The sequence below is a fragment of the Mycobacterium sp. NGS15 genome (genome assembly GCF_059813245.1).
In genome coordinates, this window is the sequence record NZ_JCALEF010000003.1 from 616235 (window position 1) to 628651 (window position 12417).

13 protein-coding genes and 2 pseudogenes are annotated in these 12417 nt (G+C 61.4%); 4 read left to right on the forward strand and 11 right to left on the reverse strand.

What is annotated here, in order from left to right:
* Nucleotides 1-17 precede the first annotated feature (17 nt).
* The 4 genes from AC5Y5C_RS10715 to AC5Y5C_RS10730 all read right to left on the reverse strand — a co-directional run bounded on the left by AC5Y5C_RS10715 (nucleotide 18) and on the right by AC5Y5C_RS10730 (nucleotide 4141).
* Entirely contained in the window at nucleotides 18-1073 is a 1056-nt protein-coding gene (locus AC5Y5C_RS10715; RefSeq protein ID WP_499971636.1) for an acyltransferase family protein, read from the reverse strand.
* Nucleotides 1074-1581: 508 nt separating this feature from the next.
* Nucleotides 1582-2493 (reverse strand): LysR family transcriptional regulator, encoded by a 912-nt coding sequence (locus AC5Y5C_RS10720; RefSeq protein WP_499971638.1) that lies wholly within the window; start codon nucleotides 2491-2493, stop codon nucleotides 1582-1584.
* Between the two features lie 57 nt (nucleotides 2494-2550).
* Nucleotides 2551-2949, reverse strand: a complete 399-nt coding sequence (locus AC5Y5C_RS10725; protein WP_499971640.1) for a PPOX class F420-dependent oxidoreductase — start codon at nucleotides 2947-2949, stop codon at nucleotides 2551-2553.
* 208 nt (nucleotides 2950-3157) lie between these two features.
* A complete protein-coding gene (locus AC5Y5C_RS10730) occupies nucleotides 3158-4141 on the reverse strand; it encodes an acyl-ACP desaturase (protein ID WP_499971642.1) in 984 nt (327 codons plus the stop codon).
* Nucleotides 4142-4583: 442 nt separating this feature from the next.
* On the opposite strand from AC5Y5C_RS10730, the gene AC5Y5C_RS10735 reads away from it, so the two are divergent.
* Complete coding sequence (locus tag AC5Y5C_RS10735) at nucleotides 4584-4943, forward strand: DUF5994 family protein (RefSeq protein ID WP_499971899.1); 360 nt, start codon at nucleotides 4584-4586, stop codon at nucleotides 4941-4943.
* Here the strand turns inward: AC5Y5C_RS10735 and AC5Y5C_RS10740 are convergent.
* The 3 genes and pseudogenes from AC5Y5C_RS10740 to AC5Y5C_RS10750 all read right to left on the reverse strand — a co-directional run.
* A pseudogene (locus AC5Y5C_RS10740) lies at nucleotides 4940-5338 on the reverse strand (arsenate reductase ArsC); the annotation flags it as partial. The gene AC5Y5C_RS10735 and the pseudogene AC5Y5C_RS10740 sit on opposite strands and share 4 nt — an antisense overlap.
* Before the next feature lie 84 nt (nucleotides 5339-5422).
* Nucleotides 5423-6498: pseudogene (gene arsB, locus AC5Y5C_RS10745) on the reverse strand (ACR3 family arsenite efflux transporter); the annotation flags it as partial.
* Entirely contained in the window at nucleotides 6474-6905 is a 432-nt protein-coding gene (locus AC5Y5C_RS10750; protein WP_499971644.1) for an ArsI/CadI family heavy metal resistance metalloenzyme, read from the reverse strand. The pseudogene arsB and the gene AC5Y5C_RS10750, both read right to left, overlap by 25 nt.
* A 101-nt stretch (nucleotides 6906-7006) precedes the next feature.
* Here AC5Y5C_RS10750 and AC5Y5C_RS10755 point away from each other — a divergent pair, with 101 nt between their 5' ends.
* Nucleotides 7007-7366 carry an Rv2640c family ArsR-like transcriptional regulator gene (locus AC5Y5C_RS10755; RefSeq protein WP_499971646.1) on the forward strand — a complete coding sequence of 120 codons (360 nt, stop codon included), beginning with the start codon at nucleotides 7007-7009 and terminating at the stop codon, nucleotides 7364-7366.
* 88 nt (nucleotides 7367-7454) lie between these two features.
* Nucleotides 7455-8339 carry a hypothetical protein gene (locus AC5Y5C_RS10760; protein ID WP_499971648.1) on the forward strand — a complete coding sequence of 295 codons (885 nt, stop codon included), beginning with the start codon at nucleotides 7455-7457 and terminating at the stop codon, nucleotides 8337-8339.
* Nucleotides 8340-8341: 2 nt separating this feature from the next.
* On the opposite strand, the gene AC5Y5C_RS10765 is transcribed toward AC5Y5C_RS10760, so the two are convergent.
* The 3 genes from AC5Y5C_RS10765 to AC5Y5C_RS10775 form a co-directional block, all read right to left on the reverse strand.
* A complete protein-coding gene (locus AC5Y5C_RS10765; RefSeq protein ID WP_499971901.1) occupies nucleotides 8342-8872 on the reverse strand; it encodes an FKBP-type peptidyl-prolyl cis-trans isomerase in 531 nt (176 codons plus the stop codon).
* A gap of 133 nt (nucleotides 8873-9005) precedes the next feature.
* Nucleotides 9006-9356, reverse strand: a complete 351-nt coding sequence (locus AC5Y5C_RS10770) for an ectoine synthase (RefSeq protein ID WP_499971650.1) — start codon at nucleotides 9354-9356, stop codon at nucleotides 9006-9008.
* Nucleotides 9286-10290, reverse strand: coding sequence for an alpha/beta hydrolase (locus AC5Y5C_RS10775; protein WP_499971653.1), 1005 nt, complete (start codon nucleotides 10288-10290; stop codon nucleotides 9286-9288). Before AC5Y5C_RS10775 ends, AC5Y5C_RS10770 begins: the two co-directional genes overlap by 71 nt.
* A 200-nt stretch (nucleotides 10291-10490) precedes the next feature.
* Here AC5Y5C_RS10775 and AC5Y5C_RS10780 point away from each other — a divergent pair, with 200 nt between their 5' ends.
* Nucleotides 10491-11201: a PAS and ANTAR domain-containing protein gene (locus AC5Y5C_RS10780; protein WP_499971655.1), complete on the forward strand. Its 711-nt coding sequence runs from the start codon at nucleotides 10491-10493 to the stop codon at nucleotides 11199-11201.
* Nucleotides 11202-11396: 195 nt separating this feature from the next.
* On the opposite strand, the gene AC5Y5C_RS10785 is transcribed toward AC5Y5C_RS10780, so the two are convergent.
* Nucleotides 11397-12335 carry an alpha/beta fold hydrolase gene (locus tag AC5Y5C_RS10785; RefSeq protein ID WP_499971657.1) on the reverse strand — a complete coding sequence of 313 codons (939 nt, stop codon included), beginning with the start codon at nucleotides 12333-12335 and terminating at the stop codon, nucleotides 11397-11399.
* Nucleotides 12336-12417 lie beyond the last annotated feature (82 nt).

The window sequence follows — 12417 nt, forward strand, 5'->3', positions numbered from 1 at the left end:
CGCGACTGACGTCGCCGTCAAGGCATCGCCACCCTTTGCGGGGCGGGCTCCTTGACCGGCCTCCGCAGGATCCTGGATTTCAGGGCCATGGCTCGCTTCTCCACCACAAACCAACTCAGCGCGGCAAGTGGGAGAGTGGCTGTTGTGGCCAGCAGAAAGAACAAGAACGGATTCAATCGGGCAAGCCCAACGCTGGTCAGCAACTGCTGGACCGGGAATGCGTAGATGTACACGCCATACGAAAGGTCGTTGCGCAGCCGCGTTTTACGGATGAGGGCACCGGAAACAATGACCGCATAGGCCAGTGGCAGAGCACCTAGTACTCGGTAGTTGTGGGTGAAGCCGGATGCCACGACGATGGTGACACTCAAGGCGACCAACGACCAATGGGCGGGAATCTTGTCTTGATACTGGTAGAACAAGGCACCCGCAAGGAACACCACAAAGAATCGTGAGAGCATCTGCGGCCAGGTGTACGACGGCGGTGTGTACGAGAAGTGGGCCGAGCAGAACAACGCCGCGACGAGAAGGGCGGGAATTACCCAGCGCCGTTTCAGCATCCCGATAACACCGAGCGCAGAGACCATCACGTCGCACAGCAGAACGAAGAACAGTGTCCAGATGGATCCGTTCCAGACCCCCGGATACGGCACATCTGCCGGGGTGCCGTCGATATCGACGTGGGAGATGTTGAGCAGGGCGTTATTGACCACATACTCAAGCTCCGAGGAGAAGGTGATGGAGGAGTGTTGGACCTTGGCAGCGATCGGTGCAATGACGAAAGCAATCACGATCAGGCATATCCATAGGCCCGGGAAGATGCGCAGCACGCGTGACGCCCAGTACTCCTTCAGACACGGACGACGCATCCAGGCAGCTGTGATGAGGAATCCGGAAATGACAAAGAATCCGTCGGCAAAAACGTCGCCAAGCAATCGCGACGCTGGGGCGTAGCTCATGTTGTGGCCGGTGAGCGGCCAGGAATGCCAAAAGACCACACCTACCGCGAGAACGAGTCGCCACGTGGTCAATGCATTGCGATGCGGATCGAATACCTGCCCAAGCTTTTTCATAGGCCCCCAGGCGTCGGCGTATGTGCTTTTACTTTGCAAAAGAACATACTGCACAAACCAGCTCAGCACCCGCTATACCTCCGCCGGGAGAATCCACTCATGTTGTCAGTCAAGCTCTTTACGAGTTTCTTTAGCTTTTCTGAGATCCGAGCAGCGAATTACCTCGGCTACACAAGATGCTTGACGAAACTGGGCCGCTGCGGTGGCATGCCCTGGTCGATAGCGGGGCATCCACCAAGCTCAAGAGCGTTGTAGACGAGAATCGGCTTTGGCGACCCCATGACGAAAAGCACATTCGAGAAAAGACATGACATCAAGGATGTTCATTTGCTAGCGGTGTGCGCCAAATCGGTTTCAGTACACGAGGTTGAGCGTTTGGATTCCGTCAGCGAGTGCCGGGTACGTCCATGCCCACCCGGATCTGTGGCACCGTAGCGAGTCTTCCTCGCCTGGACGTGGCGTGCGCCTGGTTGTAGCGACTCGGGGAGGTGCTGAGGCGAGGCTCCCGCTACTCACGGAATGACAGGATTATCGCGTCGAGAACCTCTTGCAGCTGCCGATCGCGTCCAGCCGTGTCGTCCCGATACGCCAGACATGTCAAGAGCCTGAAGTTCAGATCAGATATCGGGACCAGAACAAATTCATCGTATTCCAGCGCACTGGGTTCGCCGGACGAAGGCATCGGCGCCAGGTTGAAGGCCTGACCTGACGTGATGCCTTGCTTGACCCGCACTATGTCGCCGGGTGTGAATTCTGCTCGTTTGAGCCGCCCTTGCTTCTCTAGCTCAGTTTCCACATGGCGCCGATACTCGGTAGCGCTGTCGCGACGGTCGCCGATGTAATCACGTGTGAGGAGCTCGGCGACAGAGATCGAGTCGCGCGATTCGTACTGCTCGCGCGAGAGCACGGCGCCGATCCGCTCCTTCCACACTGTCGTGTAAGACAACACGGTCGCATGTGCGTTGGGCCTCACAAAGCCGAAGTCCAGCCTTTCGTGCCGTATCCCTTCGATGATGTCGGGGCTCGCGAGCGGCGCCTGCGTGAACTTGAATTTCTCGGTGTTGCTGTCCCCTAAGGCCGTCAACTTGGCCTGCAATGCCGGAGATAACCACGGAGGGATACCGCACCGAATTTTCCTGACCGGTAGTGGGCCCTTGGAGATTTCATGCGGCATCTTGTCGAACTTCTCGATGATCTCCCGCGCGAGCGGAAGCAGCCTCGCGCCTTCACCTGTGAGCACGACCGTACGTGTGTCGCGAAGGAAAAGATTCGCGTTGAGAAGTCGTTCCGCATTACTTATCCGCCTGCTGAGGACAGACGGAGTCAGATGCAGCTCGCGTGCGGCCTGGGTGAAATTCAATCTGTTGGCAACCGCTACGAAGCAGCGTAAATCGTCCAGATTTAGGCTGCGTATGCTCACCGTTCGATCATATCGCCAGGTCGATCTTGATCGGAGTTCGCGCGAAACGGAGCCCAGTTACAACGATGTACGGGAGCCGGGGGAGATCTCGATGGCGACCGACGCCTGCTGACGACGGGTAATCCAGACTCCGAATTCACTCAGCGGTCCCAATAGCCAGTACTTACGGCTGATGATCTTGCGAATCCGAGAAGTGTCTTCGGGGCTCAGAACCCGCGCGATGCCCGCCACGACAGGTGCACCGGGGGTGAGCTGTCCACGAACACTGCACGGCTGCAACGTCACCGCTGGATTCCGCCGGACGCGTTTGACCTTGTACGCACCCACCTCCGAGAAGAAGTAGAGCTTGCCGTCCGCCGGAGCAATCCAGACCGGCGTGGACACCGCCGTGCCGTCCTTGCGATAACTCGTAAACGACACATAGTTCGCCCGCCCGACCACATCCCAATCGGTCATTCGTTGTCTCTCTTTCCCATCACACAGCCCGGCCCGACGTGTCGAGCGGAAGAGTCACATATGCCTTAAAACTATTGGGACACAGCACTTCTCATGATAGCGGCACGTAGGGCAGAGAGTGACGCACTATCGCACGGCGCCTAAGCGGAACGCGTCGCCCGCCGCACGGGACAGCGGTCCCGTCCCCACGTCATCCCGCCGGGGTGAGCTATACCAACACCTTGGCGGCGTTGCGCTCGGCGCGCTTGGCCTGACGGTCCAGGTACTTGGCCTTGACTTCCTCGAAGTCCTCGGAAGTCTTCCTGAGGTCGCCGACGATGCGTGCGAGATCTTCGCGGTACCACTCGCCCTCGCCGGTGATGTCGTCCCGATCGAAGATGCGCCACTTGCGCAGCACCGGCAGCACCACCTCCTCGAGGTGGGACTGCGGGTCGTAGACGCCGCCGGTGGCGATGGTGACGGCATTGCGGCGGAATCCGGGGATCGTGTAGCCGGGCATCGTGAAGTTATCGAGCACCTTATGGACAGCCTGGACCGCCTGATTCGGGGCGATCTCCAGACCGGCCGTCACCATGTTGCGGTAGAAGATCATGTGCAGGTTCTCGTCGGTCGAGATGCGCTTGAGCAGCTCGTCGGCGATCGGCTCGGCGCACGCCTTACCGGTATTGCGGTGCGAGACGCGGGTGGCCAGCTCCTGAAACGTCACATAAACCACAGAATCGAACAGGCCCTCCGAGAACGGTACGTTCTGCCGGTTCTGGCCGGGGGAGAAGCCGCTCGTCATCTGCGCAATGCGGAGCTTCTCCAGTTCCACCGGATCGACCGAGCGGGTGACCACGAGATAGTCGCGGATGGCGATGCCGTGGCGGTTCTCCTCGGCGGTCCACCGGTTCACCCAGGTACCCCACGGCCCGTCCATGGTGAAGTTCATCGCGATCTCGCGGTGATACGAGGGCAGATTGTCCTCGGTGAGCAAATTGGTGATCATCGCGACCCTGGCCAACTCCGAGAGCTTGGACTGCTCCGGATCCCAGTCCTGGCCACCCAATGCCTTGTAATTCTTGCCCTCCGACCACGGAACATAGTCGTGAGGGTTCCAGTCCTTGGTGACCCCCAGGTGGCGATGGACATTCTCCTCAACCACGGGCTCAAGCTCATGGAGCAACTCAAGGTCGGTGAAGGCCTTCTGCATGGACACGTTCCTCAGATCGGGGAGCCAGACGAATACCGCAACTAGCAGTACACGTATCCAGCGGTTACAGGAATCTAGCATGCTCTGGCCGCGTTTGGGCGACTACATGAAGTACTCGCCCAAATGAAAGCATTCCGTAACCGTCCCCACGTTCGGCCGGCATCGTCGTCCGACCGCCGGCAGCGCCGGCCGACGCAATCTTTGACATATTTAAAATTGTTGGGTGCCAACCATTTACACATCAGCGCCAACGGAGCCCCCTAAAGGGGGGTAATATTGGTCGGGTAACTATGGCGGTGGCACGTATCTAGCACCAACTGTTTCGGCTCATACGGATTCCCTTGTCTGAGTCCCACTGAGCAACAAGGAAGTACGTATGACACAGGCCGAATATCCCGGTCCGCCGATCCGCTTTACGTTAGGCCCACGCAAGACCGGCAGGATGAACGGCGCGTGGTGGCCGCAAGACGACGGATTCATCGCCCGGGAACTCTCACCACTGATTGAAGAGCTGTCCGAGCACATCGGTCCGGTCAACCAGGTATCACTGAACTGGAAGCCCGGGTCGGCGCGGTCGAGTATGAGGTCGGCAGCAATGCCTCCGACCCTTGCCAACCGTGCGTTCCACTGGGTAGTCACACTCCAGGGTGAGCATCGGACGGTCCGGATCCTCATGGTGCCGGCGCGCACCAACCGGATTCTCGCACGGGTGATCATGCGCTTGGCCGCACAGATGCCCCTGCTTGATTCCCCCAAGGAGGACGAGGTCTCTGCGGCCCTCCGAATAATCATGGCCGCCTAGCGCCTGATATCGAGTTGGGCCAGTAGGTCGCGGACCCGTAGTTCGATGTTGTCGCGGATGGGTCGCACCGCCTCAATGGGCCGGCCCGCGGGGTCCGGCAGGTCCCAGTTCTCATAGCGTTTCCCGGGGAAGTACGGGCAGGTGTCGCCGCAGCCCATGGTCACTACGACATCGGCGCCTCGCACAATCTCGTCGGTCCAGGGTTTGGGGTACTCGCCGGTGATATCGATACCCCGCTCAGCCATGACTGCGACAGCGACCGGGTTGATTTCATTTCCGGGCTCCGAACCGCCCGACCACGCAACGGCGCGATGCCCGGCCATGTGCGTGAAGAATCCGAGTGCCATCTGGGAGCGGCCCGCATTATGCGTGCACAAAAAGAGCACAGTGGGCTTACTTTGGATCATTGAACGGACCATTGAACGGATCACTGAACGGATCACTGAACCGCTTCCTTGCTTACGGTTTCGGGCACATTTTGCTGTGGGACGAGCGGAAATCGGCGGCGCAGCGCCAGGGACACGTAGACGAGCGCGACCAGTACCGGCACTTCGATCAGGGGACCGACGACGCCGGCAAGCGCCTGGCCGGAATCGGCACCCCAGGTGGCAATCGCAACGGCGATGGCCAGTTCGAAGTTGTTTCCGGCGGCGGTGAACGCGAGCGTGGCTGTGCGCGGGTAGCCCAGCCCCAGGGCCGCGCCGAGTAGATATCCGCCGCCCCACATAATCGCGAAGTAGGCCAGCAATGGCATCGCAATCCGGGCAACATCCCATGGACGAGAAGCGATCTGAGCGCCCTGGAGAGCGAACAGGATCACGATCGTGAACAGCAGCCCCCATAGGGCCCAGGGACCGACGATCGGCAGGAATCGCGTTTCGTACCACGCACGCCCCTTGACCCGTTCTCCGAGGCGCCGGGATACGTATCCGGCAGCCAGTGGGATGCCCAGGAAAAGAAGCACCGATTTCGCAATCTGCCACGGGGAGGTGTCGATGGTGGCCTGCGGCAGGTGCAGCCAACCGGGCAGGATGGAAAGGTAGAACCAACCCAGCACCGCGAACATCAACACCTGAAACACGGAATTCAATGCGACGAGGACGGCTGCGGCTTCACGGTCACCGCATGCGAGGTCGTTCCAGATGATCACCATGGCGATGCAGCGGGCCAGGCCGACAACGATCAAGCCGGTTCGGTATTCGGGAAGGTCCGGCAATAGCAGCCATGCCAGCGCAAACATCAGCGCCGGGCCGAGCACCCAGTTCAAGACCAGCGAGCCGATCAGCAATCTGCGGTCGGCGGTGACAGTATCGAGGCGGTCGTAGCGGACCTTCGCCAAGACCGGGTACATCATGACGAGCAGCCCTATCGCGATGGGCAGTGAGATCCCGTCGACCTGAACCCTTTCCAGCGCGCTATCCAGTCCCGGAATCCAACGTCCCAGCAGCAGACCGGCAGCCATCGCGAGCCCGATCCATACCGGCAGGAAACGGTCCAGCGTCGACAATCTCCCCGCCGCAACGGGCGTACTCACCCGGGATTCCCGCACGCGCAGTCGGCGCCTTTAGCGAGGAATTCAGGACTGGTGCCGAAGGTTTCCGAATCGGCCAAAACTGTGTAGATTTCCCACTTCTCACGATCGGGCGCGGTAACCCACACCTTGTCTTGTGTCGCGAAGCAGCACGTGGTGCCGATCTCTTCCTCGGTAAACATGCCGGCATCGGTCAACCGGCCAATCTCGGCGTGTACCTGCTCGCTGGATTCCACCTGCACTCCCAGATGGTTGATCGTGCCACCGCGACCCGGGTTCTCCAACAGCACCAGCTTCAGCGGCGGGGAATCGATCGCAAAGTTCGCGTACCCCGGTTTGCGCTTGGCGGGCTGTACACCAAAGAGCCTGGAGTAGAAGTCGATTGACGCATCGAGGTCGTCGACATTGAGAGCCAGCTGCATACGGGACACCGGTCAACCTCCGGAACTAATAAGATATTCATCGAACTTGTCGGATACGCCAAGTGTGCCACTACTTTGACATATGTCAAAGCATTCGGGATGCTGAAATCATGCCCAAGGCTCTTCCCGTGGTGGACACCACCGCCCCCGTGTGCTGCGCGCCCGTGGCGGCCGGCCCGATGAGTGACGAGCAGGCCCTGGAGGTCGCATTGCGGCTCAAGGCACTCGCCGATCCCGTGCGGGTCAAGATCATGTCTCAGCTGTTCGGCGCCCCCGAGGGGGAGATCATCAGCGGTGACCTGGCAGGCATCCTCGGACTCACCGAATCCACGGTCAGTCATCACATGAACCAACTACGCAAGGCCGGGCTGGTGGAATCCGGCCGCCGCGGAATGAATGTCTATCACCGGCCGGTTCCCGATGCGCTCACCGCGCTGTGCACGGTTCTGGATCCCACCTGCTGCCGGTAAAGCAAGTTCCGCGCGGCATCCGTCCGCGCAAACCTGGCGAATAGAATCGACCGATGTCGACGACCACGCGCAATGACGTTGCTATTCCATGCTGATCGGCATCGCGGCGGCGGTACTCGCGTGCGTTGGGTACGGCACCGCGTCGGTCCTGCAGGGTTACGGTGCCCGTGAATCCGCGGCGAAAGTTCAAAGCCCGCGGACCCACGGCGCCCCGACACTGAGATCGACAATCGCCGCGATGCTGACTCCCGCATTCATCGCCGGAATGGTTCTTGATCTCGTCGGCTTTGCCGGCAGCCTGGTGTCAGCACGATTGATTCCGCTCTTTCTCTCCCAGACGATCATGAGCGCCAATCTGGTGGTCACCGCGGTGCTCGGCATCGCAGTGCTGGGTGTGCGTCTGCAACGACGGGACTGGCTGGCGATCTCGGCCGTACTGCTGTCGTTATGCGTCCTCGCGGCTACAGCGGGCAAGCGCGGTGAGGATGCCACACCGGCATCCGTTCACTGGGGCGTGCTGATTGTATCGGCGGTGGTGCTGCTCGCCGGCCTCGGATTCATCCGCCTGCTCGGCGCCCATGCCGCGATACCGGCGGGGTTGTGCGCCGGGATTCTTTATGGGGCAATGGCTGTCGCAGTAAGGGTGCTCGATGGACTTGATCCGCTACACATGAAGGTGCTGTTCTCCGATCCCGCAGCCTACGCGGTGATCCTTGCCGGGGTGGGCGGCTTCTACTTGTTTACCGTTGCGCTGCAAGTGGGTTCGGTCAATGGCGCGGCAGCGGCATTGGTCGTGGGGGAGACCGTCGTGCCCGGCGTCACCGGTGTCGTGCTCTTAGGTGACAGTGCGCGCCCGGGATGGGGCTGGCTTGTCGCCGTGGCATTCCTGGTCGCGGTCGTCGCGGCGGTGGCAGTGGCCGCGTTCGGTGCCGTCGAGAACGCTCAGTCGACGGCACCCGAGCCGGCCCACTGAAATCAGTTTGACGCGTTGAGGATCTTGATCGCGAAGACGAGTGTGTCACCCGGGCGAATGCCGGCGCTGGGCTGACCGGCCGGGTAACCGTCGGCAGGGACCATCGCGACGGCGACGGTGGACCCGACCTTCTGTCCCGCGATGGCCTTCTTGAAGCCCGGCACGACTCCGTTCAGCGGAAACTGCGCCGGGGCGCCCCGGGTGTAGCTGCTGTCGAACACGGACCCGTCACGCCCGTTGACACCCATGTAGCAGACAGAAACTGTGGCTAGGTCCCCGACAATTGGTCCGGTTCCGGCCTGCAGTGTGTGCACCTGGGTCTCGGTCACGCTGAACGGAGCCGTCACGTTGACGTACGGCGCTGCCGTATCCGTGGATCCGCTGACGGCGACATTCCCGGTGCTGCCGGCCTGCGTCCACTCGGGTGTGCCACCAGTCTGCGGTGCTGCTGTTGGGCACCCGGCGGCCGCGGTGGGCGGATCAGCAGGTGCTGACTTGGCCTCTGTATCGGATCCGCACGCGGCAAGCGTCAGAACGAATGAGGCGGCGCAGGCCGCAAGTGCGACGGAGGGGTACACGCGCGAAGAATTCACAGTGGTCACGCTAACAGCTGCATTCCACGTGGCAGGGTCCCTCACGCTGACTCGAGCAGAGTTGGGGTTACAGTCACGGGCTTCCCGGCGGAACCGCGGGCACGAAAACGCAGATCGCTCGAATATGCGACTCGGCGACGATGGTATGCCGGTCATGCTTATCGAGCAGGTACATGGTTCCCGGGGCGAGCGCGTATGTCCCGCCGTGATCGCGATCAATTAATCGGCCGTGGCCTTCTACGATCCACACCGCTTCGATGTAGTCGGGGTAGTGCAGTGGAGTCTCGGTTCCGGCATGGATCGTCGTCTCGTGGAATGAGAACCCCACGCCGTCGTCGGCCAGGATGATGCGTTTAGACGTCCAGTTCGCTGTGTCGCGTTGCCTCGATGTCCCGGTGATCTCCTCGGTGGTCCGAACGATCATGGTGGCGTTGCTCCTTCCTGAGAGGTGTTCCAGTGCAGGTGTTCTCGGCGAGGAATTCCGTCAGTTGATTGCGGGCCCGGCGAGCCTCGGGAATGGACTTCATCGCCCAGTTGTGAAACATCCCGTCATAGATCTGCAGCCGGGATGCGGTGCCCACCCTGCGCGCGTTGTCATGCAGAAAGAGTGCGTCCGGAAGCAGGATGTCGCGGGTACCGACAAAGATGCTCAGCGCCGCGATACCGGTGAGGTCGGCGTGTTCGGGGCTCAGCTCTGGATCATCCAGGGCGCGATCGGCGGCGTACCAACGGCCCGCCTGTTGGAGGCCTTCGATGCCCAGCTCGGGGTCGTGGGGCTCAATAACCTGCGATAGTTCATGGTCGACAGCCATATTGAGCCATGGCGAGAACAGCGCGATACAGGCGGGCTGCGGCTCGTCACGGTCTCGAAGTTCTTGGGCGATACCAAGCGAGAGACTGCCGCCCGCGGAATCCCCGAACAACACCCGGCCTGCTTGTGGGGTATCGGCCATCACCTGGCGGTAGGCGCGCCGGCTGGCCGCGGTGATCTCGCGATGGTCGTGATCGGGAGCGAGCGGATACATGTAGAGGCTGTACCGGCAGCGCAACGTTCCGACGAGTTTGTCGGCGAACCGCCAATGGTGCCTCTCCGGCTGCTCGACGAAACCGCCCCCGTGCAAATGAAAGATGTGCAGGCCGTTCCACTGGCCGTCGGGGTGCAGGGTGTAACAGGAATGCCCCTGGATGTCCTGGCAGGTGATTCGGCGATGGCGCCTCACCGCGTGCGGTGGCTCGCAGCGGGCGGAGCGCTGGTGACTACTCAAACGACGGCGCATCCCGGCGGCAGTGGCATAGAACGACTTCTTACGCTGCAACTGAGCCATAGCGATGAAGGCCTGCGCTTGCGCCGATACCATATGACCTCCTCCCTTGCGCGAGTCCACATCCCATTACTTCCCACTTGTTGTGTGAACGGGTCAACTACCCGAATGTCGCACAGCCCAAACGTGTCTGGGCAAACTGTGCGCAGGGGGACAAGAGCTAACGACCGATCCGGCTGCCGTGGGCGTTCGGGGTTTCAGCACTCCGCAGGGGCCTTGCGCGTAGCGTCAGCGCCATGTCGAGTGGCGTCCCCGATTCTGGTGCTGCTGATTTATCCGGTGACGAGAGCGATGTGGTGGCGCCGAGCCTGCTTGTCCCGGAGCCCACCGCGATGGGGTGGTTCCGCTTCTACTTCGATGAACAGCGGTGGGAGTGGTCCCCGCAAGTCGCGCGTCTGCACGGCTACGAGCCGGGCGAGGTGACTCCGACTACCGAGTTGGTCTTGAACCATAAGCATCCGCAGGACCGCGAGAAGGTCGCCGGGACCATCGATGCGATCATTCACACACGCGGGGCGCTGAGCAGCCGGCACCGCATTGTCGACACGGCGGGTGCCGTGCACTGGGTGATAGTCATCGGAGACCAGTTTTTCGACGAGACCGGCGCGGTGGCCGGCACGCACGGGTTCTACCTCGATGTGACACCTGCAGAACGCACCAATGGTGAACGCCGCCAGGAAGAACTGGTCAGTGCGCGGGTCGCAGAGATCACCGGAAGCCGGGCGGCTATCGAGCAGGTCAAAGGCATGCTGATGCTCGTGTACAACGTTGATGCCGACGTGGCGTTCGGGGTGCTGACATGGCTCTCGCAGCAACACAACGTCAAACTGCGCGCGCTAGCCGAGCTGCTCAGCGAAGAACTGCGCGGAGTCACAACATTCGACCAGAACGCTTTCGACCACGTCTTACTCACCGCCCACGAGCGTCTGCAAACCGCTACCCACTGACTGCTCGGGAGTATCGCTTTAGGGCGGCGAAACCCGCAGCCACGCTGTGTTCTCAACGCCGGGTTGCCCTACGCGAATCGCCTAACGGGGACCTCGCTGCAACCGTGCGCCGGTCCCAGCTACAGGCGCACTACCCGCTTTGCGTAATCTCAATCACAGCAGCCGGACATTCAGTGCTCGACTGCGCGCAGCTGGTTACGAACTATTCGAGTCCACACGCGAGGTCTCGTCGATACGGCTCACGTCTCCGCACGGCATCGCCACCCAGTCGCGGAGCGCGGCCACGAACTCCTCTGGTGCGTCGGACTCCACATAAGTACCCGCACCCTTGACGATTACGGTCTCGTGGTCAGGAAAGGTCGCCTCCAGGCGCGCGCGTTCCTGGGGACGAAAGGCGATGTCGGCGTCACCCCACACGATCAGTGTCGGCAGGTGAGACAGGCCCGGAAGGCCGGCCTCCACCTCGGCGAAGAAAGTCTTGCTGGCGAGCACCCTGCCAGGAAGCACGGCGGAGGCTTGTCGTCGCTCGGGGGTGCCGAGCGCCAGCCGGTAGTGCGTCATCTCGCCGACCGTCGGCTTACGCCGTCGGTGACCTGTGGGGATGAACGCGTTGACAAGAAGGTTGAGCCTCCGGACGAGGAAACGGGCTGGCGGGCCACCCATGATGCGAGCGAATGCCTCGAAGTGCAAGACACCGTTGACCGGCCATGCCCAGGTGTTGGCGAGTACTAAACGATTGAACACGCCTGGCCGACGCTGCGCGGTGGCCAGGCCGATCAGGCCGCCCCAATCCTGCCCCACCAGAGTGATCCCCGTGAGATCGAGGGCGTCGACAAACCCGGTGACCACACCTGCGTGTTCCTCGGGCCAGTAGCGATAGCCCGGCCTCGGCGTGGACAGCCCGAAACCCGGGTAGTCCAGGGCAATACACCGGAAGTCATCTCGAAGCGCGGAGATCACGTCGCGCCAGAGAAACGACCATGTCGGATTGCCGTGCAGTAGAAGCAGTGTGGGTCCTGACCCCTCGTCAACGTAGTGCACGGTGTGTCCGTCGATATCGACGAAGCGGCTCTCGAACGGGAACAGGTCGTCGTCTACCCAGGCGGGTCGCACGCCCCCGGTGGTGTCGGCCATGGCGGGCTCCTTCTAGGTCGGCTTAAGATAAAGTTGAAACTCTCACATACACTTGAGAAATTCAAGTAGATCGAAGGATTCG

Excerpts from the sequence above, each read along its gene's own strand:
- AC5Y5C_RS10715 (WP_499971636.1), bottom strand. The coding sequence starts at position 1,073 with ATGAAAAAGCTTGGGCAGGTATTCGATCCGCATCGCAATGCATTGACC.
- AC5Y5C_RS10725 (WP_499971640.1), bottom strand. The coding sequence starts at position 2,949 with ATGACCGATTGGGATGTGGTCGGGCGGGCGAACTATGTGTCGTTTACG.
- AC5Y5C_RS10730 (WP_499971642.1), bottom strand. The coding sequence starts at position 4,141 with ATGCAGAAGGCCTTCACCGACCTTGAGTTGCTCCATGAGCTTGAGCCC.
- AC5Y5C_RS10735 (WP_499971899.1), top strand. The coding sequence starts at position 4,584 with ATGAACGGCGCGTGGTGGCCGCAAGACGACGGATTCATCGCCCGGGAA.
- AC5Y5C_RS10755 (WP_499971646.1), top strand. The coding sequence starts at position 7,007 with ATGCCCAAGGCTCTTCCCGTGGTGGACACCACCGCCCCCGTGTGCTGC.
- AC5Y5C_RS10760 (WP_499971648.1), top strand. The coding sequence starts at position 7,455 with ATGCTGATCGGCATCGCGGCGGCGGTACTCGCGTGCGTTGGGTACGGC.
- AC5Y5C_RS10770 (WP_499971650.1), bottom strand. The coding sequence starts at position 9,356 with ATGATCGTTCGGACCACCGAGGAGATCACCGGGACATCGAGGCAACGC.
- AC5Y5C_RS10775 (WP_499971653.1), bottom strand. The coding sequence starts at position 10,290 with ATGGTATCGGCGCAAGCGCAGGCCTTCATCGCTATGGCTCAGTTGCAG.
- AC5Y5C_RS10780 (WP_499971655.1), top strand. The coding sequence starts at position 10,491 with ATGTCGAGTGGCGTCCCCGATTCTGGTGCTGCTGATTTATCCGGTGAC.
- AC5Y5C_RS10785 (WP_499971657.1), bottom strand. The coding sequence starts at position 12,335 with ATGGCCGACACCACCGGGGGCGTGCGACCCGCCTGGGTAGACGACGAC.